The sequence below is a fragment of the Allobosea sp. TND4EK4 genome (genome assembly GCF_900156025.1).
Taxonomy (GTDB): Bacteria; Pseudomonadota; Alphaproteobacteria; order Rhizobiales; family Beijerinckiaceae; genus Allobosea.
Genome location: NZ_FTMO01000014.1, coordinates 1 through 18,659, shown reverse-complemented (window position 1 = coordinate 18,659; position 18,659 = coordinate 1). Strand labels below are relative to the sequence as shown.

The window sequence follows — 18,659 nt, the reverse complement described above, 5'->3', positions numbered from 1 at the left end:
GATCGAGGCCGGGCGCGCGTCCGGCGCTTCGGCTCCGGTCGCGTGATCGGTGAGCGTGGTACTCATGCCGGCAGCCGGCGCCGCAGCATCTCCGGCACGGCGTCCCGCCAGCTCCGCTCCCGGACCAGCCGGAAGCCGAGATGGTCTGGCGGCGTGCCGACCGAGCAGCCGCCGCTCTTCGGGTTGCGGATGAAGAAGGTCATCATCGCGCGATGCTGGCCTTCGACGACATGAATGCCGCAATTGCTCGTCTCGCCGAGCGTCCGGCCGGCGGCGTCGAGCGAGACCCGGCGCAGGCAGGTCGATGTCCACTCCCAGATATTGCCGGCGATATCCGCAACGCCGTGCTCGTTCAGGCCGAACCCGCCGACAGGCCGCAGGGCCACGTCATTGCCGCCCGCGGCCTTGCGTTCCGCCTCGCGATCGTAGTCGGCGAGCCAGCGCAGCGCCGGGTTGGCGGCATCTGCATCGAGGCCCCGTGCGTCGTCGCGGAAGCGGGAGCCCGCCGCATACGCCCATTCGCGGTCACTCGGCAGTCGCCATGTCGCGCCGGTCTCCCGGGAGAGCCAGGCGGCATAGTCGCTCGCATCGGTCAGGCTGACGCCGGTCACGGGCAGGTCGCCGCGCGAGGCCGGCTGGTCGAGGCGCTTGCAGGCGCTGGCCGCGATGCAGCGCGCATAATCGGCCGCCGTCACCTGATAGCGCATGATCTCGAGCGGCCGGTGGATCCGCACCAGCTGGCGCGGGGCGTCAACGGGCTGGCCGACGCGGCTGTAATCGCCGTCGAGCCGGTGCAGCATCGTCCCGGGCCGGACCAGAACCGTCTGCGGCGGCGGAAGGTCCGGGGCCAGGCGCCGCGCCGGCGCCGCCAGCAGGAGGGCGGCGGCGCCGGCGAGGAGGACGAGGCCGAGCGAGGTCGTCAGCGTCGGCAGCGAGAGGCGCAGCGTCGTGGCCATGATCGGGAGCCCTTTCGGGAGGGATGGCCTCCCCGCCCGAGCGGGGAGGCGGGATCGTCAGATGCCTGCCGGAGCCTTGATCTGCTTCATCAGGTCATCGTTCCACTGGCCCTCGACCTTGAAGTGGCCGGCGGCGCCGAGCTCGAAGGCCTCGATCAGGTTGTGGTTGACGTAGGCGTAGATGCCGGGCTGCAGGAAGGTGTAGAGCGCCGCACCCGCGCAACCGCCGGGGATGAACCAAGTCTCCAGATCGCGCTCCGGCGGGTTGCGGAACTTGCCGGTGGCCCAGACATAGTCGCCATGGCCGCCGATGAGATGAGGCCGCGTGTCCCGATTGGCCTGGGAATGCACGACCAGCACCGTTTCGCCGACCTTGGAGGTCAGGGCGTTCTTGCCGGTCAGCGCGCCGACCTTGCCGTTGAAGACGATATGGCTCGGCGTCAGCGTCCGCATCGCCTTCACGACATCCTCGTGGGCGTCGCCCGGGCTGGCATAGCGCTTGAACTTGCCGGTCTCGTCGCGTGGGACATAGAAGTCCTGCTCGCCGACATAATAGACCTTGTCGTACTTCAGCGCCTTGCCCTGGCCGTCCTTCAACCCGTCGCGCGGCAGGACCATCAACGCCCCGTTCATGCCTGCTGTGACGTGCCACGGCACCATGCCGGGAGGCGCGCAGTGATAGACGAAGACGCCCGGCCGCGTCGCCTTGAAGCGCAGCACCACCCGCTCCCCGGGGCTGACCTCGGTCAGTGCGCCGCCGCCGAGCGCGCCGGTGGAGGCGTGGAAGTCGATATTGTGCATCAGTTCGTTGGTGTCGGCGTTGATGAGCGTCAGCTCGACATAATCGCCCTCATGCACGACCATCAGCGGGCCCGGGACCGTGCCGTTGAAGGTGAAGGCGAAGGTCTCAGTGCCGGCATCGTCGAGAACGATCTTCTTCTCATGGATGGTCATCTCGAACTCGATGACTTTGGGGCCGCCTGTCGCGATCTGCTCGTGCGGATGGACGAAGGGCGGATCGACGAGCTTCTGCTTGACGCGCGGCAGCTTGGCGATGTCTTCCGCCGTCACCTTGGTCATCACTGCCTGCGCCTGTGCTGGGGCGGCGGCCTGAGCGATCGCGCCTGTGGCCGCCGCTCCTGCCAGGATACTGCGGCGGGTCAGGGTGAGGCTTTCGCCCGGTTTGCGGTCTTGGCCCATGGCTTGTCTCCTTGCCGACAACCGGCGTCTCCGGTCGTGATCACATTAGGAGGCGGGCGGATCCGATCTTTGTTGCAGCACAACATCTTTGACGATCCCGGCGGGTCGCCTCACTCCGCCGCGACCATGGCGGGCTGCCAGGCGGGCTCGTAGACGAGCACGACCTCGACCGCCGAAACGCCTTCCACCGCCCCGGCAGCCAGCGCCACGGCCTGCTTCAGGAAGCCCGCCAACGGACAACCGCGCGTGGTCGTCGTCATGGTGACGGTAACGGTGGCGTCGGATGCGGCGGAGATGCCGTAGATCAGGCCGAGATCGACGACGCTGCGGCCCATCTCGGGGTCGAGCACATCGCGCAGCGCGATCTCGACCAGCCTTTCGAGACGCACACTCATCCGTGGCCCCTCGCGCCGCCGCCATGGCGCACCAGGAGCCGATAGACAATGCCGGCCGAATCGAAATTGCCGGCCCATTCATGCTGGCGCTTGGCCAGTTCGCGGAAGAGGAAGACCGGCTCGCGAGCAAGCAGAGCGAAGAGCACCTCGCCCGGCCGCAATTCCTCGAGCGCCTCCAGGATCCGCACCATCGGCTCCGGCGGGTCGAGATTGCTGAGGTCGAGCTCCATGGCCGGCTCTCCCCAGAAGATCGCCGCCGGGCTCGAGCCCAGCGCCAGGCCCTCCTCGGGCTCCGCCGCGACGGGCGAAAACAGGACTTCCCAGTCGCCATCGCCGAGCGCGCTTTCGCTGGCGGCAAAGCCGCGATTGGCCATTACCGACAAGAGCGGTACCGGCCGAAACGGAGCGATCAGGCGGAGCGACTGTCCTGCCGCCAACTCACTCGTAGCCTCCATGATCGCTTGGAAGGGGTCGTCGCCAGCCCGCAGCAGCGGTCTGACATCAACATCGAGGGGACCGGGCGTGCCTGATGTGGGGTTGGGTCCGCGGGGGGTCGTCATGGGACAAGCTCCTTTCATCTGCGCGCGCCAGCAGCAGCCTGGGCCGTTCATGCGGCGGTGGCCGGTCTGCCGCCTTGACCTGGGACAAGCGCCGTACCCGGACGAACTCGGCCGCGATCCCCGCCGTGCCGGCCAGCGCCAGTGTCATCGCCAGCCGGAAGCCGAGGGTCGCGCCGCAAGCCAGCGCTCCGCTGCCGAGGACCGTGCCGCCGTAGTAGAGTGCGAACCAGACGAGAGGACGCCGGGCCGCGAGAAGCTCGCCGACACGGGGGGCAGGCCCTTTGCCGATCCGTGGCGCATAGGCTTCGAGCCATGTCAGGAACGGGACGATCTTGGTGAGCTGCGCCAGCGTCAGCCCGCCGAGCCAGCCGAAAACGAGCAGGAAGGACGCCGCAGCGACGAAACCCTCGCCAGCTCCCGCGATCAGCGCAATCGGTAGCGCCCCGATGCCGAAGCCGAGCGCGGCGAAGGCCGGAAGGCTCGCCAGCATGTTGACCTCCAACGCCTTGCGCCTGCGGCTGCGATAAAGCGTCAGCATGTCGCGGCCATAAAAGCCGGTCGCAAGCGCCAGCAGCAGGCTCACCGTGGCGACGAGCCCCGAACCGCCGTCGAGGCCGACCGTCGGGGCGCCGAGGCCTGCCGCGGCCAGAACGAGCCCCATGCCGGCTGCCGTGACGAGGAGGTTCATTCGGCCGCCCGATGGCTCGGGCGCTATCATGAACATGGCGAAGAGGCGATAGCTGACGCCGAAGGCGATGAGCCCGAGCCAACCGCCGAAGCCCAGCAAGGCGTGGAAAGGCAGCCCGCCCGGCAACAGCGTGCCGAACGCGCCGAGCGCGCCGCCCCGGCCGGACAGGATGGTGGAGAAAGCCGCCCCGCCCAGCGCGGTCAGAGCGAGGCAGGCGAGGCCGCCCCGAATTATGCCGGCAAAGGGATCTAGCCGCCGCAAGCCCGCCAGTGTCCGGCACAGCATGACGACGAGCAGAAGAAGCCCGCCGAGCAGGCTCAGCCCGCCTAGCGGCAGCAGGCCGAGCGGCACATCCGCCCAGCCAGCGAGCGTCGCGAAGCCGGCGCAGAGCAATAGCAACCCCGCGACCAGCGACATGAGCGTCGGCAGTGCGAGATAGGGCGAGGCCAGCGGGCGCGCCGCCAATACCGGCACGAATTGCAGCAGCGCCCCCGCCATGGCGAGGCTGAGCCAGCCGATCGCCACCAGATGGACGAGCATCAGGGTCGCGGGCTCGCTCATCCCGGCTGCGGGGTAGCCGATACCGAGCATGGCGAGCCCCTCCGCCGCCAGCAGGCAGCCGAGCGCAGCGGCGAAATAGCTCATCGTCCAGCGGGAGAGCGATGGCATCGGCATGGCCGCTTGGCCTCGGTCGGCAGCCGTTCTCAGTGCCCGCAGGTGCAGGCATGGCCCGCATCGTGCCCGCCGCAATCGGCGTCTCCCGCCGGCGCCGCGTTGCGGGCGATCTCGACCTGCCAGACGTCCGGCCCGGCCGCGACGTAGCTCCAGGAATAGATCTCGGGCCAGCGCGCATCGATCTGATGATGCAGCGGAGCGGGATCGTGATCGTTGACGATACAGAAGGATTCCCCCGGCTCGAGGCGCTCCAGAATGCCGAAGATGGTGGCATGCCGCATGCCCGGCGGGATCGCGCGCACGTCGAGCGGTGCGAGAGTCGGGGTGGTCATGATGGTCGGCTCCGGGTTGCGGTCCCGCAAGGCGGGGCATTCGGGGAGCCTAGCCCGGCCGCACCCGGCCGGAATTGTCGGAGCGCAAACAGCCGAGCAGCGGCCGCCCTACTGCTCGATGAAGAGGACCATGGCAATGGCAGCCGACACCTGCACGGCCGCGCCGACGCCGCCCTTCTGCAGCACGCCCATGCGGTTCAGGATCACCGCCATGACGACGATGGCGGAGGTGACGACGGCGCGACCCGTCCGGGCTTCAGTCATGATCAGTCTCCCCGGTGTTCGCCTTCGACGGTCGGGCGTTCAGCCTGCGAGTGCTCGGTAGATCGCCGGCAGCGCGGCCGGCAGGCGCTCCAGCCTGGGGGCCACGGCATGACCGCCTTGCCCGAAGAGATGCGGGCTCTCTAGGGAGCAAAGCGTTGGCGCATGCGTCAAGACCCGCCTGCCGCAATGCCGTTGAGGGCTGTGATTGCGTCGTCCGGCAGGACAAGCGAAGCGGCCGCAAGATTTTCGCGGAGATGCGCGATCGAGGACGTTCCCGGGATCAGGAGAATGTTCGGCGCCCTTCGCAAAAGCCAGGCCAGGGCCACCTGCATGGCGGTCGCGCCGAGCTTCGCTGCCAGCTCGGTGAGGATCGCCGACTGCAGTGGAGCGAAGCCCCCTAAGGGGAAAAACGGCACATAGGCGATGCCGTCTTCGGCAAGGTCATCGATCAGTTGGTCGTCATCGCGGTGAGCGAGATTATAGTGGTTCTGTACGCAGACGATCTCAGCGATGCCGCGGGCCTCTTGCACTTGCGCCGCCGTGACATTGCTCAAGCCGATGTGGCGGACCAGTCCGCGCCGCTTCAGCATGGCGAGTGCCTCCAGCGGAGCGGCGATCGAGCCCTCGGCCGGGCCATGGCTGTCGAACATGATCCGCAGGTTGACGACGTCGAGCGCCTCGAGCCCGAGATTGTGGAGATTATCCTCGACCGCCCGAAGAAGTTGGTCGACCCCCATGGCTGGTAGCCAAGAGCCATCTTCTCCCCGCTGCGCCCCGACCTTGGTCACGATGACCAGATTGCTGGGGTAGGGCGACAGCGCCTCGCGAATCAGCTGATTGGTGACATGAGGCCCATAGAAATCACTGGTGTCGATGTGATCGACACCGGCGGCGACGGCCTCACGCAGCACTGCGAGCGCCCCATTCCTGTCGCGTGGGGGCCCGAATACCCCTGGGCCGGCGAGCTGCATGGCTCCGTACCCCAGTCGCGTCACACGTCGGTCTCCGAGGGTGAAGCTGCCGGCCTGCTCGATCGATTGCATGTCCATCTCCTTCGATGACCATGAGATAAAGACTGGCGACTGAGAGGATAATCCCGAATGATCCGTACAGGCCGTGCGGAAATCCGAACAATGAAAACCGAGCTGAGCGATCTCAACGGCTTCTTGGCCGTGGCCCAGGCGCGCGGGTTCCGCGACGCGGCCCGCAAAACAGGTGTCAGCGCATCTGCACTGAGCGAGGCGGTTCGCCGGCTCGAAGCCCAACTCGGCGTCCGCCTGCTCCATCGCACCACGCGCAGCGTCACCCCAACAGAGGTGGGGACCAGGCTGATCCATCGTCTGGGACCGGCGCTCGGTGAAGTCGAAGCTGCGCTCGCGGGCACGAAGAGCCTGGGTGACGAACCTGCCGGCACGCTTCGCCTGAACGTGCCGGTCAGCGCCGCCCGGCTGGTGCTCCCGGCGATCCTGCCCGCTTTCCTGGCCGCCTATCCCCATATCACGATGGAGATTCTCGCCGACGACAACTTCGTCGATGTGGTTGCTGCAGGTTGCGATGCCGGCATTCGCTATGATGACCGCCTGGACCAGGACATGATCGCCGTCCCGATCGGACCGCGACGGCAACGCTTTGCGACAGCCGCGGCGCCGGCCTATCTCGAACGGCATGGCCGCCCTCGGCATCCCAAGGACCTGCTCAGCCACGCCTGCCTGCTCGGGCGCTTTGCCAGCGGCGCGACAACGAGCCCCTGGGAGTTCGAGCACGACGGCGCGATCGTGCGCGTCGAGCCGCGGGGACCAGTGCTAGTGCAAGTCGGCGGCGCTACCGATCTCGCCATCGACATGGCCGTCGCGGGCGTCGGGATCATCCAGCTCTTTGAGCAATGGCTGCGTCCTCATCTCGAGAGCGGCGCGCTCGTGCCGGTTCTGGAGGATTGGTGGCAGCCCTTCCCAGGGCCATTCCTATATTTCTCTGGCCGCCGGCTCTTGCCCCCGCCGCTACGCGCCTTCATCGACTTCATCAAGCAGAGCAGTGGCGGTAGCGGCCTGTCATCTGAGCCGTCGACAAGATGAACGAATGGGCCCCGGGCGTTCGCCCCCGGGGCCCTTCTGTGCCAGAAGTCTGATGCGCTCGGCCTACCTGTTCATTTCCATGAACATTCGTGGGCTAGGATGCGTCACGGGCTGCTTGCGGACATGTCGGGATATCGGATTTTAGCGCCGGTATCCCGTGATGCGCCCGCAAAGCCGCGGGCTGTCGGTCAACGCTTTGCTAGGCCTTCGACAGGCGCGAGACATTGGCTCGAACCGCGGAGCGATATCGCTGCACGATCCTGATGGGAGGAACGCCGCCCATCAGACTCTCGATTGCAGAATGAGCCGCGTCGACTTTTTCGGTGATCATCAACTGGGCTTCCGTCCCGGCTGCTTCTCCTCCGAACGAGAGCCTGGACGTCCGAAGACAGATCGCCTGGTGACTTTCGAAAGCGAGCATCCAGAGCTCGTAGAACAGTCCCATGGGGCTGCCGGACTTCACGGCTGGCGAGGCGGCCATCAGCGCGAAGCCTTGTAGAGCTTGGTGGCGATCTCGAACATTTCCTCCGGGGCGTAATCCGGAGTGAATGCCGATGGAACGCCGGTCAGCTGGTGGATCTTCCCGCCGTCCGGCATCCCCTCGACGACTTCCAGTTCGCCTGGCGGGTCGCCGGGAAGCGCCATCTCCCCATTGCCCCAGATCCCGGCCATTTCGGTGTAGTCACCGGGGCTGAAGGTATAAAGGCGCCTGTGGGAGCCCTCCTGAAGGTATTTCTGGCATTCGGGAATCTTGTCGAGATTGATGTTGGGCGTCGGCAGCATCTTCTCGATCTCGACGCCGGTGATCTGCTTGAGAGCCAGCGCATAGGCATGCGCGTGGACTGAGCCGCGAACGAGCAAATAACCGCACACTTCGCGTCCCGTGGGATCGGACAGCGTCTCATAGACCCGCATCTTGTGCAGGCGCGCGCCGCATTCCAGGTGAAAGTTGTGCAGGAGATCTGTGACGACATTGCCCGTGGTGGTGATGAAATCGGTATTCCAGGAGACGCCGTTGCTGTTCACGGGCGTCGCGCCGCCTGCATTCGACAGGAAGGCCGCAGCGAGGCGCATGTCCTTCATGGCTTCGTAGGGCGCTCCCGAAATATCGCCGCCATCGCCTTCGTCGCCATCTTTCTTGTCGGGGCCGTTGGCGATCATGGCAACGCCATTGCTGACGAGCTCGACATGGCCCAGCTCTTCGGCCGTGATCGCGGCCACCAGGCTGTAGAACGGCCTGAGTTTCTCTTTGCTGCGGAAGTTGAAGCTCTGGAACATATAGTTCCCCAGCGTGGACATCTCGCCGTATTTGCCGCCGAGCAACTCCTGCAAGGCGGCGGCCGCGTTGGGATCGGCCTTCTTCGGCGGTGGTAGTTCAGCCTGGAGCTGATCAATTCGCATGAACATGAGCGCTGTCCTGACCCCCCGGCCTTGGATGTCGTGAGGTTCGACGATGATGGGTGGGCGCCCGCGACGCTCGGAATTGTCCGTGCCGAGCGTCTGAACTGAGGCAACGACGGCCGGTCGCGATTGTTCCCCGGCCGCTACGGCCGAAGAACGACCTTGATGACCCCGTCCTCCTTGTCCCTGAATTTCTTGTACATCTCGGGAGCGTCTTCGAGGCTCGCCGGGTGCGTGATTACGAAGCTCGGATCGATCTCGCCGGCCTCGATCTTGGCGAGCAGCGGCTTGGTGTAGGCCTGGACGTGGGTCTGGCCCATCTTGAAGGTCAGGCCCTTGTTCATGGCTGCGCCGATCGGAATCTTGTCGCCCATGCCGACATAGACGCCCGGGATCGAGATCGTTCCGCCCTTGCGGCAGCACATGATCGCCTGGCGCAGAACATGCACGCGATCGGTGGCCAGGAAGGCGGCAGCCTTGACCTTGTCGAGGATGGCGTCCGCCGCGCCATGACCCGAGGCTTCGCAGCCGACGGCATCGATACAGCTGTCGGGGCCTCTGCCCTTGGTCATGACCATCAGCTCGTCGTAGATATCGACCTCGCTGAAGTTCAGCGTCTCCGCGCCCCCGGCTTGCGCCATGGCAAGGCGCTCCGGCACCTCGTCGATCGCGATGACGCGTCCGGCGCCCATCATGATGGCAGAGCGGATGGCGAACTGGCCGACGGGCCCGCAACCCCAGATCGCGACGGTGTCACCATTGCGAATCTGGGCATTTTCAGCGGCCATATAGCCTGTCGGGAAGATGTCGGAGAGGAAGAGGGCCTGCTCGTCGCTGACGCTGTCGGGCACCTTGATCGGGCCGATATCGGCCATCGGGACACGCAGATACTCGGCCTGGCCGCCACTATAGCCGCCCAGCATGTGGCTGAAGCCGAATAGCCCGGCCGGTGACTGGCCCATCGCTTCCGCGGCCATCTTGGCATTGGGATTGGTGCGGTCGCAGGCCGAGAACAGCCCCTGGCGGCAGAACCAGCAGTCACCGCAGCTGATCGTAAAGGGGACGACGACCCTGTCGCCCACTTTGAGGTTGGTCACCTCGGCGCCCAGCTCCATCACGACGCCCATGTTCTCGTGGCCGAGGATGTCGCCGCTCTCCATGGTGGGTTGATAACCATCGAGGAGATGCAGATCGGAACCGCAGATCGCGCAACAGGTGATCTTGATCACGGCATCGCGCGGGTGTTCGATCTTCGGGTCAGGCACAGTGTCGACGCGCACGTCGCCCTTGCCGTGCCAGCACAGCGCTCTCATGGGGTCGTCCTTGCTTGTCCGGAGGCCCCCGCCTACCGACGGCAACGCAAGTGAGACGTCAGACGTTCCCTTCGCCGCCCTCATGGAAAGTAGGACCGTTTTCTTCGATTGTCCGGAACCAGTGCGAGGGATCGGACGATCGGGCGAGACGGCGAGTGGCTACTCTGATGCGATGCCAGCCAGAATCTCCAGCAGCCTCGCTTCCTGATAAGGCTTCGGCAGGAACACGGTGTCCGAGGGCATGTCGACGACCGCAGGCGACACTCGGCCAGACGCAAGGATGAGGACGACGGGGGGCCAGCGCTTGCGGATCGCATGGAGCAGCTTCAGCCCATCCATGGCCCCTGGCATTTCGATATCAGAAAAAACGACCCGGATGTCGGAGCGCGTTTCCAGATGGCGGACCGCCTCGTCCGCATCGGCCGCCTCAACGACATCGTAACCCGCGTCTTCGATAACCGAGACCGCATTCATTCGAATGATGACCTCGTCTTCGACGACAAGAACGACAGTATTTGCCATGAAAATCTTTCGGCCATGAGCCGACTGAACGAGCGAATATCGCGGATGTTTCGTGACTACGAAAAGAATCGGGCTGAGAATTCGACCTCGGTCGGATTCGGCAAGGCGATCAGTCGTGGGCGCCACAACCGCGCCAGTGGACGGTGAGGCTCGATATCGCAGGTTCAGCGCAGGCGGCCGCGAACGGGCGTCCGGAGAACGACAGATCAGCGCGGACGAAGCGGGCGGCTAGCTCGCGAGCTTGGACGCTTTCATCATGAGCGTGACGACGACGCCCTCAGCCGACCAGTCATACTCGATCGAGCCGCCCAACTGTCCCGCGATGCTGCGCTCGACCAGCCGGCTGCCATAGCCGCTCTGACGCTTGCTCTCGACCTCCGGCCCGCCGCGCTCGGTCCAGACCATCCTGACGTCTTCCCCTTCGGTCACGCCCGACACGTCGAGCGTGCCGCTTTCGGATGAAAGCGCGCCGTATTTCAGGGAGTTGGTCGCCAGCTCATGGATGACCAGAGCAAGTGTCGTCGCGGTGTTTTCTCCAACGCCCATGCGAGGAACCGCCACTCGTATGCGCCCGCTAAAGGCTCCCATGTCCTCATAGGGCGAAAGCAGGATCGACACGAGGTCTCCCAACAGAGCGGCCGTGCCCTGATGGCCGGGGAGCGGCCGCACGAGGTCGTGGGCACGCCCCAGTGCGCTCAGCCGGCCTGTCAGCTCGACGGCCATTTCCTGGGCGGTCTTGGTCGATCGCGACGAGATCTGCGTGAGCCCTGAGGCGATGGCCAGAAGATTCTTGACGCGATGGCTCATTTCGCCGGCGAGAAGCTCATGGCCTTCCTCGGCCTGCTTGCGCCCGGTCACGTCCAGGAAGATGCCATAGGCCAGGCGATCGTGAAGACCCGCGTCGTCACCGATGCCACGGGCCGAAATCCATCGGATCTCATCGTCGATGATGATGCGGAAGTCGATCTCGTAAGCGCCGACGATCGCCCGTGTCGCCGTGAAAGCCTCCCGAACGCGATCGCGGTCAGCCGGGTGGATGCGTGCCGACAGGTCCTCGAACTTGACGTTCTCGCTCCGGGGAACCGCCCACAGATCAAAACCCCGATCGTCCATGGCGAATCTGTCGGTCTCGACATTCCAGGACCACAGGGCTACGCCCGCGGCGCTGATGGCACGGCGCAGGCTCGTCGCACTCCAGGCGCTCGGATTGGACAAGGGCAAGGCCAGATCTCCAGGTGAACCGGTGGCAGCTCATCGTACTGCTACTGGAGATGCGTCACATTCACTATGTCTTTCACCCGGCCCCTCGCACGCATGGATGGAGCCTCGGCGCAATCTGCCGGTGCCTGCCCCAGCATGATCTCGCACACGGCAATGATCTGACGCGGCCGTGACTGTCCCGCCAGAACCGGCTTTGTCCGGCGGAGGAGAAGCGGTCAATTCGTTAATAAATGCGGTTGTTTACTCGCCGTCGCGCTATTTCCGGCGGAGGGGGGCCCGGTTCACGCATTCAAGAGGAGATCAGACGTGCGAGTCGGCGGTCACCAGGATTGCGAGGACACACGTTTGGCGGCCGTGAGGGCGCTGGAACTGCTCGACACCCCGAGAGATCCGTCTTTTGATGCGATCGTGGCGCTTGCCGCCGGGCATTTCGATTGCCCCATAGCGCTGGTTACGCTGATCGATCACGATCGCCAGTGGTTCAAGGCCTGTTGCGGCCTCGAATCAACCGAAACCTCGCGAGACGTCGCTTTCTGCAACTATACGATCAAGCTGCCCGGGCTGCTTGTCGTCGAGGATGCCAGCCGAGACGTCAGGTTTCTGAGCAATCCGCTTGTGACAGGCGCTCCGCACATCCGCTTCTATGCTGGCTACCCCCTCTCGATCGATGGCGTCAGTCGAATCGGCTCGCTGTGCATCATCGACACCAAGGCGCGCAGTTTCGACGAGGCCGCGCAGCAGGCACTCGTGAGGTTCGGCCGGCTCGTCGAAGACCTTGTACGCCTTCACGCCAATGAACTCGCGCTGAAAGCCGCCGCAAGAAAGCGGATGCGTGAGAACCGAGAGCTCGAAACCAAGAACCGACTGCTTCTGCAGATCGAGCGCATGGCGGCAATCGGTGCATGGTCGATCGATCTGGAAACGCACCGCGCAACTTGGTCCGACGAGATTTTCCGCCTTCATGACCTGCCTGTGGGCGTCCCTCCAACGGCAACCGAAGCTCTTGCATTTTACCCTGGCAAGGCCCGTCAGATGGTTGAGGCGCACCTCGCAGAAGCGATACGAACCGGCGAGCCGTTTGAGTTCGCCGCGGATTTTGTGACTGCGACCGGCCGCAAGCGTCGTGTCCGTTCGGCAGGGCAGATCGAAACGGTCGATGGCGCTCCTGCGCGGCTGATCGGCGTCTTCCAGGACATCACCGCAAGCCACGAGGCCCAGGAACGCCTATGGCTGGCAGCCAACATGGACTTCCTCACGGGGCTGGCGAACCGAGCCTTCTTCGAGAAGTCGTTGGTCGCCAATCTTTCGGATGCGGATGCCGGCCGATCGACCGTGGCGCTCGTCCTGATCGATCTCGACGGCTTCAAGGAGATCAACGATACGCGCGGGCATGAGGCCGGAGACGAGGTCCTCAAGGCCGTCGCTGGCCTTCTGAAAGAGCGCGCGCCTGCAAACAGCACCGTCGCGCGCCTGGGAGGTGACGAATTCGCTGTCATTATGCCCGTTGCGGGCAAACGGTCTCGTCATCGGGCCATCGCTCGCAAGGTGCTCAGCGCCTTGAGGCAGCCGATCGTCGCCATCAACGAGAGCATCCTCGTTTCGGCCACGGTGGGGGTAGCGAGTTATCCGCAGGATGCGCTGAACGCCAAGGATCTGCTGCGATGCGCAGATATCGCGCTTTACAATGCGAAACGCCGGCAACGCGGCTCGGTCGGCTGTTTCGCTCCCGAAATCAGCTCGCTCTTCGACAAGCGCCGTCTCGCCATCGAGAAGGTGGAGCGCGCCATCATCGGCAACCGTCTGGTGCCATTCTATCAGCCCTTCGTTCGGCTGTCGGACCGATCGACCTGTGGTTACGAGGCTCTGGCGCGCATCCGCAATCAGGACGGCTCGATCAGTGCCGCAGGAGACTTCGCTGAAGCCTTTTCCGATCAGCGCTCATGCAGGCGTATCGGCGAGCGAATGATGAGCCTCGTCATCGCCGACATCGCCAATCTGCGGGCTGGCGGCATCGATCCCGGGGTCATCAGCCTCAACGCGACGGAAGCAGAGCTGCATTCGCCCGACTACGCCGGACGACTTCTGAAGCGTCTCGATGATTGCGGGATCGATCCGGGCACGATCAAGCTGGAGGTCACCGAGACACTGTTTCTCGGAAGCGATACGAGCGCGATCCGCACGGAGCTGCGCCGACTGAGTGCCGCAGGCATCTTGATCGCGCTCGACGATTTCGGGACCGGCTACTCCTCCCTGACACATCTGCGGGACTTTCCGATCGACCAGATCAAGATCGACAAGTCGTTCGTCTTCGGACTTGGACAGGACGCCGAGAGTCTTGCCATCGTGAAGGCCCTGGTGGATCTCGCTCATGCACTCGACATGACCGTCGTTGCGGAAGGCGTGGAGACGGAAGCGCAATTTGCTCTCCTTCAGGCCATCGGCTGCGATTCCGGGCAAGGCTACCTGTTTGGGAAAGCCAATGCCGTTTCATCCGTCACGGGCAGACGGCGCCATGCGCCTCTTCTCAGATCTGTCGCATAGGCTTCTCGAAGCGAATATTTCCCTTGGACTTCGATCCCCGTGCTATCGCTTGTCCAAGAGGAGCATGTGAGCCCGGTCGGGCTATGCTATAGCCACGGGAGATCCGTGGATCCGCTTTCGCTCCGAGAGCTGCCGACAGCCGAAAAGGCCTGTTATGGCTGATCCGATCCTATCCTCGCCGCCGGAACTCGCCCTCGGGCTTGCCCTGGCTGTGATTTCTTCCTCGGACGCCCCGCTCCTCCTGCTTAATGAGAGGCTGGAAATCATCGTAGCCAGCCGCTCGTTCTGCCGCGTGTTTTCCCTCAACCCTTCGAACGTCGTCGGCCAGAAGATGGCTGATCTCGGCGCCGGAGAATGGGATGTTCCCCAGCTCGAATCCCTGCTCAAGGCCACGGCGTCCGGGTATGCCGAAGTCGAAGCCTATGAGATGAATCTCCAGAGGGTCGATCGCAGTCCGCGCCGGCTCGTCGTCAACGCTCACAAGCTCAGTTACGAAAGCACGGATGACGTGCGGGTCCTGCTTTCGGTTCTCGACGTCACGGACGCCAGGCGCAGCGAGAAGCAGAAGGATGAGCTTCTGCGCGAAAAGGCGATCCTGCTTCAGGAACTGCAACACCGCGTCGCCAACAGCCTGCAGATCATCGCAAGCGTGCTGATGCAGAGCGCCCGCAAGGTCCAGTCGGATGAAACCCGCGGCCATTTGCAGGATGCGCATCATCGCGTGATGTCCGTCGCGGCTCTTCAGCAGCAGCTCGCCACGTCCCAGATCGGCGACGTCGAGCTGAAGCCTTATCTTACAAACCTGTGCGGCAGCATCGGCGCATCGATGATCCGCGACCGCGACGTCCTGTCACTGGACGTCGACGTCGATGAGAGTGTCGTGCAAGCGGATAAGTCGATCAGCCTCGGACTGGTCGTGACCGAACTGGTCATCAATGCCCTGAAGCACGCCTATCCCGGCCAAAGGGGTGGTCGGATCACGGTGAGCTACAAGGCGGCCGGATCGGGCTGGTCTCTCGCGGTTGCAGATGACGGTGTCGGGATGCCGACCGCCGCCGAAGATGCCAAGGCCGGCTTGGGAACGAGCATCGTCAAGGCATTGGCCGGTCAACTGGGCGCCGAGATCACGGTGACAGAGGCCAGACCAGGGACGCTCGTGACATTGAGCTATGCAGCGGAGAGCGATTCAAAGGGACAATTGACGCCGGCACCTGTGAACCGACCGGTCTGAAAGCCTCGCTCCCTGCTCCATCGCGCCGATCGGCCGCCAGCGTGATCCACGTGCATGCGGACGTGCCGGAGCGTTCGCGAAGGCCGTCTCCGTCGGCTCGGCCACCGAGTCCCCGTACCGTCCGCAAGAAGTCCTCCCGAATGCTCGACCGGGCGCAAGGAGCGCTTCGGGCTCTGGCCGGCCCGGCTCGCCGCCGACAGCGGCTACGGCTCGGCCGGACCTCGCCAGTTGGTCCGCCTGTGCGCTCGTATGGACGAGCGGCTCGCTGCAATACGGATCCGAGCGGGCTTCAGCGCCATTCGGCGCATCAGCAGTACCGGCGACGTTGCACAGCTTGAGTCCATGCTTGCCCCGCATGATCGACCAAAGCGGCTCGCCGATCGACGCTCTTGCCTCGGCCGTTCTCGATCGGCGAACATCGGGGCGACGGTGGTTGCGACCAGAGCAAGCCATGCAGGGAACGAGAGGCAAGGATAGATGGGCGGACTCCTGATCGCTGGCGGCCGCGTGGTCGATCCGGAAAGCGGCCATGACGGCATCGCCGACATCGCGATAGCCGACGGAAAGATCGTCGCGATCGGCTCTGACCTCGGCAATGCAGAGCGCGTCATCGACGCGCGGGGGCTGATCGTCGCGCCCGGCTTCATCGATCTGCACGCCCATGGCCAGTCGATCCCGGCCGACCGAATGCAGGCTTTCGACGGCGTCACCACGACTCTCGACCTCGAAGCCGGGGTGTTGCCGGTCGCGCCCTGGTATCGCCGGCAGGCGGAACAGGGCCGTGTCTTGAATTACGGCGCCGCGACGAACTGGGCTTTTGCCCGGATCGGCGCAATGATCGGGATCAATGAGGAATCGTCTCTCGAAGCGTTCGGGCGTGCCATGCGCGATCCGCGCTGGATGGACAACATCTCGTCTCCCGCCGAGCAGCAGAACATCCTCGACCGTATCGCGGCGGGGCTCGATGAGGGCGGCATCGGCATCGGCATTCTCAACGCCTACGCTCCCGGTGCGGGCGTGCAGGAACTGACGGCGCTCTGCCAGCTCGCCGCTGCGCGCGGTGTGCCGACCTTCACCCATATTGCCTACATGGCGAATACCGACCCGAAGAGCGCTGCGGAGGCCTATATCCGCCTGATCGGCTATGCTGGCGCGACGGGCGCGCATATGCATATTTGCCATTTCAACAGCTCCAGCAAGACCGATGTCGAGCGCTGCGAGCGGCTGATCAGGAAGGCGCAGGAACAGGGCCTGCCAATCACCGTCGAAGCCTATCCCTATGGCACCGGCTCAACCGTGATCGCCGCTGCGTTCTTCAGCGACCCGGAATTCGAGCAACGCAACGACACGCGCTACCAACAGATCCAGCTGGTCACGAGCGGGCGCCGAATTCAGGATCGCGAGGACCTGTTGTCGGCACAATCCGAGGATCCCTCGCAGCTCGTCCTGTGGCATGTCCTCGACACGGAGAACAATGCCCGCCACCGCGACATGCTCGACCTCTCGGTCCTGTACCCCGGTGGCGCGATCGCGTCCGATGCCATGCCCTGGTCGATGCCGGACGGATCGACCTATACCGGCGATGCTTGGCCCCTTCCCGACGAGGCGACCTCGCACCCGCGGTCATCCGGTACCTTCACGCGCTTCCTCCGTCACTGGGTGCGCGAGCGGCAGGCGATCGGCCTCAAGGAGGGGATCGCAAAATGCACGTTGATCCCTGCCGAGATCCTTGCCGCGAGCACGCCTGCGATGCGGGACAAGGGGCGGCTGAAAATGGGCGCCGACGCCGACGTCGTCGTGTTCGATCTGGACAAGCTGACTGACCGCGCCGAGTTCTCGGCGATGAACCGCCCGGCCGAAGGCGTCCGGCACCTTGTCGTCAGCGGCGAGCCGGTCATTGCCGACGGGCTCATGAATGTCGCAGCCCGGCCGGGACGGCCAGTGCGTCGCCCCTTCGGCGCGGCAGCTTAAGGCGTGCCCGTTCCGATCCTGCTGGTCACCGGCTTTCTCGGAGCTGGCAAGACGACGCTGGTCAATCGTATCCTGCAGCAGGCCGACGGCCGCCGCATCGCGGCCGTCGTCAATGATTTCGGTGCCATCAATATCGACGCGGAGCTCATTGCTGGCGCCGAGGACGGGGTCGTCAGCCTCGCCAATGGCTGCATCTGCTGCTCGCTCGAAGGCGACCTCCTTCGGACCCTCTCCAATCTGCTGCGGCGAACCCCGAAGCCCGACGCTATCGTGATCGAAACCAGCGGCGTCGCCGATCCCGAGGACATCGTCCGCAATCTGATGGATCCGGTGATCTGGCGTGAAGCCCCTCTGGAAACGGTGCTATGCGTCGCCGACGCGGCATCCCCGGAAGCGGATCTCAGCGATCCCTTGCTCCTGAGCCAACTGCGGGTCGCCGATCTCATCGCTGTCAGCAAGGGCGATCTCGTCGACAAGCCAACCCTTGATGCGCGCCGTCAGGCTCTGTCGCAGATCAATCGCAGGGCAACCCTCGTCGAGGCGGACGGAGGCGAGATCCCGCTCGATCTGGTCCTTCCCGAAGTCGGAACGGCCCGCGAGCGGACGACACGCCCGAAGAGGCCGAGCACCGACCGATTCGAGAGTTTCAACTGGACGGCCGCGGAGCCAATATCGCTCGCCGGCTTCCAGCAGGCGATCGGCCGGCTAGCGTCCCGGCTCGTCCGCGCGAAAGGTATTCTCGAAACGGCCGAGAAGCCGGATGTCGCCTACCTCTTCCAGCTCACCCGTGGGAAGGCCACGCTGACTCCGCTTGGCCGGGACGACATGGCGAAGAGCGGCACGCGCATCGTCTTCATCGCGGAGGTCGACAGGATCGTTCGATCGGAGATCGATGAGGCCATGAGCCAGGCGGGACGAAAGAGCTGAGAGGTACCGCCCGCGAACTCGGCTCGAATCCCGAGTGAGCGCCGCGACTGCCGGCAGCTTGCGGCAGGATAACTGGCGCGCGCGGCTGGCGACGCCTCGTCGCCGAGCCGCTAGCGTCCGCCAGCTGATGGCGCATTCCGTCCGGGATTCGTTAAATGCGGTTCTGGCCGGTCTCGTCCGGACCAGTGTCCGGCGCTTCCGGCGAAACGCGTCACACAGCTCAGCTCATTTGGCAGCCATTCCTCAGAACTCTTCCCAGCCGGCATCCTGGGCGCGGCCGGCTGGGGAGGCTTTCGCGGGAGCTGCGGCCTTGGTCTGTGCGAAGGCGGCTTCGGCGAGCTGGCGCAGGCGTTCGGGTTCGCCGCCGCCATCCTGCGTGGTCATGCCGGC

18 protein-coding genes are annotated in these 18,659 nt (G+C 64.8%); 5 read left to right on the top strand and 13 right to left on the bottom strand.

The features are described 5' to 3' along the window. Window positions 1-62: 62 nt before the first annotated feature. The 8 genes from BW981_RS17380 to BW981_RS17350 form a co-directional block, all read right to left on the bottom strand. Window positions 63-956, bottom strand: a complete 894-nt coding sequence (locus BW981_RS17380) for an SUMF1/EgtB/PvdO family nonheme iron enzyme (RefSeq protein ID WP_076441509.1) — start codon at window positions 954-956, stop codon at window positions 63-65. Window positions 957-1,013: 57 nt separating this feature from the next. Beyond that, complete coding sequence (gene nirK / locus BW981_RS17375) at window positions 1,014-2,156, bottom strand: copper-containing nitrite reductase (protein WP_076441507.1); 1,143 nt, start codon at window positions 2,154-2,156, stop codon at window positions 1,014-1,016. A gap of 110 nt (window positions 2,157-2,266) precedes the next feature. Next, a complete protein-coding gene (locus BW981_RS17370) occupies window positions 2,267-2,551 on the bottom strand; it encodes a metal-sulfur cluster assembly factor (protein WP_076441505.1) in 285 nt (94 codons plus the stop codon). Next, window positions 2,548-3,111 (bottom strand): DUF2249 domain-containing protein, encoded by a 564-nt coding sequence (locus BW981_RS17365; protein ID WP_076441503.1) that lies wholly within the window; start codon window positions 3,109-3,111, stop codon window positions 2,548-2,550. Before BW981_RS17365 ends, BW981_RS17370 begins: the two co-directional genes overlap by 4 nt. Beyond that, window positions 3,053-4,474, bottom strand: a complete 1,422-nt coding sequence (locus tag BW981_RS17360) for a hypothetical protein (protein ID WP_076441501.1) — start codon at window positions 4,472-4,474, stop codon at window positions 3,053-3,055. The genes BW981_RS17365 and BW981_RS17360 overlap by 59 nt, the downstream gene beginning before the upstream one ends. Window positions 4,475-4,503: 29 nt before the next feature. Then, on the bottom strand, window positions 4,504-4,806 hold the full coding sequence (locus tag BW981_RS17355) for a DUF2249 domain-containing protein (protein ID WP_076441609.1): 303 nt from the start codon (window positions 4,804-4,806) through the stop codon (window positions 4,504-4,506). A gap of 108 nt (window positions 4,807-4,914) precedes the next feature. Beyond that, window positions 4,915-5,070 carry a hypothetical protein gene (locus BW981_RS23160; RefSeq protein WP_175624165.1) on the bottom strand — a complete coding sequence of 52 codons (156 nt, stop codon included), beginning with the start codon at window positions 5,068-5,070 and terminating at the stop codon, window positions 4,915-4,917. A gap of 167 nt (window positions 5,071-5,237) precedes the next feature. Next, the gene (locus BW981_RS17350) at window positions 5,238-6,113 is read right to left on the bottom strand and encodes an aldo/keto reductase family oxidoreductase (protein WP_076441607.1); all 876 of its coding nucleotides are present in this window, start codon (window positions 6,111-6,113) and stop codon (window positions 5,238-5,240) included. Window positions 6,114-6,203: 90 nt separating this feature from the next. Between BW981_RS17350 and BW981_RS17345 the strand changes: the two genes are divergently transcribed. Further along, complete coding sequence (locus BW981_RS17345; RefSeq protein ID WP_076441499.1) at window positions 6,204-7,142, top strand: LysR family transcriptional regulator; 939 nt, start codon at window positions 6,204-6,206, stop codon at window positions 7,140-7,142. A 199-nt stretch (window positions 7,143-7,341) separates the two neighbouring features. On the opposite strand, the gene BW981_RS17340 is transcribed toward BW981_RS17345, so the two are convergent. The 5 genes from BW981_RS17340 to BW981_RS17320 all read right to left on the bottom strand — a co-directional run bounded on the left by BW981_RS17340 (window position 7,342) and on the right by BW981_RS17320 (window position 11,599). After that, entirely contained in the window at window positions 7,342-7,623 is a 282-nt protein-coding gene (locus BW981_RS17340; RefSeq protein WP_083712449.1) for a hypothetical protein, read from the bottom strand. Continuing rightward, entirely contained in the window at window positions 7,623-8,549 is a 927-nt protein-coding gene (locus tag BW981_RS17335) for a manganese catalase family protein (RefSeq protein WP_076441497.1), read from the bottom strand. Before BW981_RS17335 ends, BW981_RS17340 begins: the two co-directional genes overlap by 1 nt. A 137-nt stretch (window positions 8,550-8,686) precedes the next feature. Next, window positions 8,687-9,856, bottom strand: a complete 1,170-nt coding sequence (locus BW981_RS17330) for a zinc-dependent alcohol dehydrogenase (protein WP_076441495.1) — start codon at window positions 9,854-9,856, stop codon at window positions 8,687-8,689. A gap of 159 nt (window positions 9,857-10,015) precedes the next feature. After that, the gene (locus tag BW981_RS17325) at window positions 10,016-10,378 is read right to left on the bottom strand and encodes a response regulator (RefSeq protein ID WP_076441493.1); all 363 of its coding nucleotides are present in this window, start codon (window positions 10,376-10,378) and stop codon (window positions 10,016-10,018) included. 228 nt (window positions 10,379-10,606) lie between these two features. Then, the gene (locus BW981_RS17320; protein WP_076441491.1) at window positions 10,607-11,599 is read right to left on the bottom strand and encodes a sensor histidine kinase; all 993 of its coding nucleotides are present in this window, start codon (window positions 11,597-11,599) and stop codon (window positions 10,607-10,609) included. Between the two features lie 354 nt (window positions 11,600-11,953). On the opposite strand from BW981_RS17320, the gene BW981_RS17315 reads away from it, so the two are divergent. The 4 genes from BW981_RS17315 to BW981_RS17300 all read left to right on the top strand — a co-directional run bounded on the left by BW981_RS17315 (window position 11,954) and on the right by BW981_RS17300 (window position 18,269). Further along, window positions 11,954-14,140 (top strand): sensor domain-containing phosphodiesterase, encoded by a 2,187-nt coding sequence (locus BW981_RS17315; RefSeq protein ID WP_244560365.1) that lies wholly within the window; start codon window positions 11,954-11,956, stop codon window positions 14,138-14,140. Window positions 14,141-14,294: 154 nt separating this feature from the next. Continuing rightward, entirely contained in the window at window positions 14,295-15,371 is a 1,077-nt protein-coding gene (locus BW981_RS17310) for a sensor histidine kinase (protein WP_076441488.1), read from the top strand. Window positions 15,372-15,848: 477 nt separating this feature from the next. Beyond that, window positions 15,849-17,342, top strand: coding sequence for an amidohydrolase family protein (locus BW981_RS17305; protein WP_076441486.1), 1,494 nt, complete (start codon window positions 15,849-15,851; stop codon window positions 17,340-17,342). Between the two features lie 3 nt (window positions 17,343-17,345). Beyond that, window positions 17,346-18,269, top strand: coding sequence for a CobW family GTP-binding protein (locus BW981_RS17300; protein WP_076441484.1), 924 nt, complete (start codon window positions 17,346-17,348; stop codon window positions 18,267-18,269). Window positions 18,270-18,659: the final 390 nt, after the last annotated feature.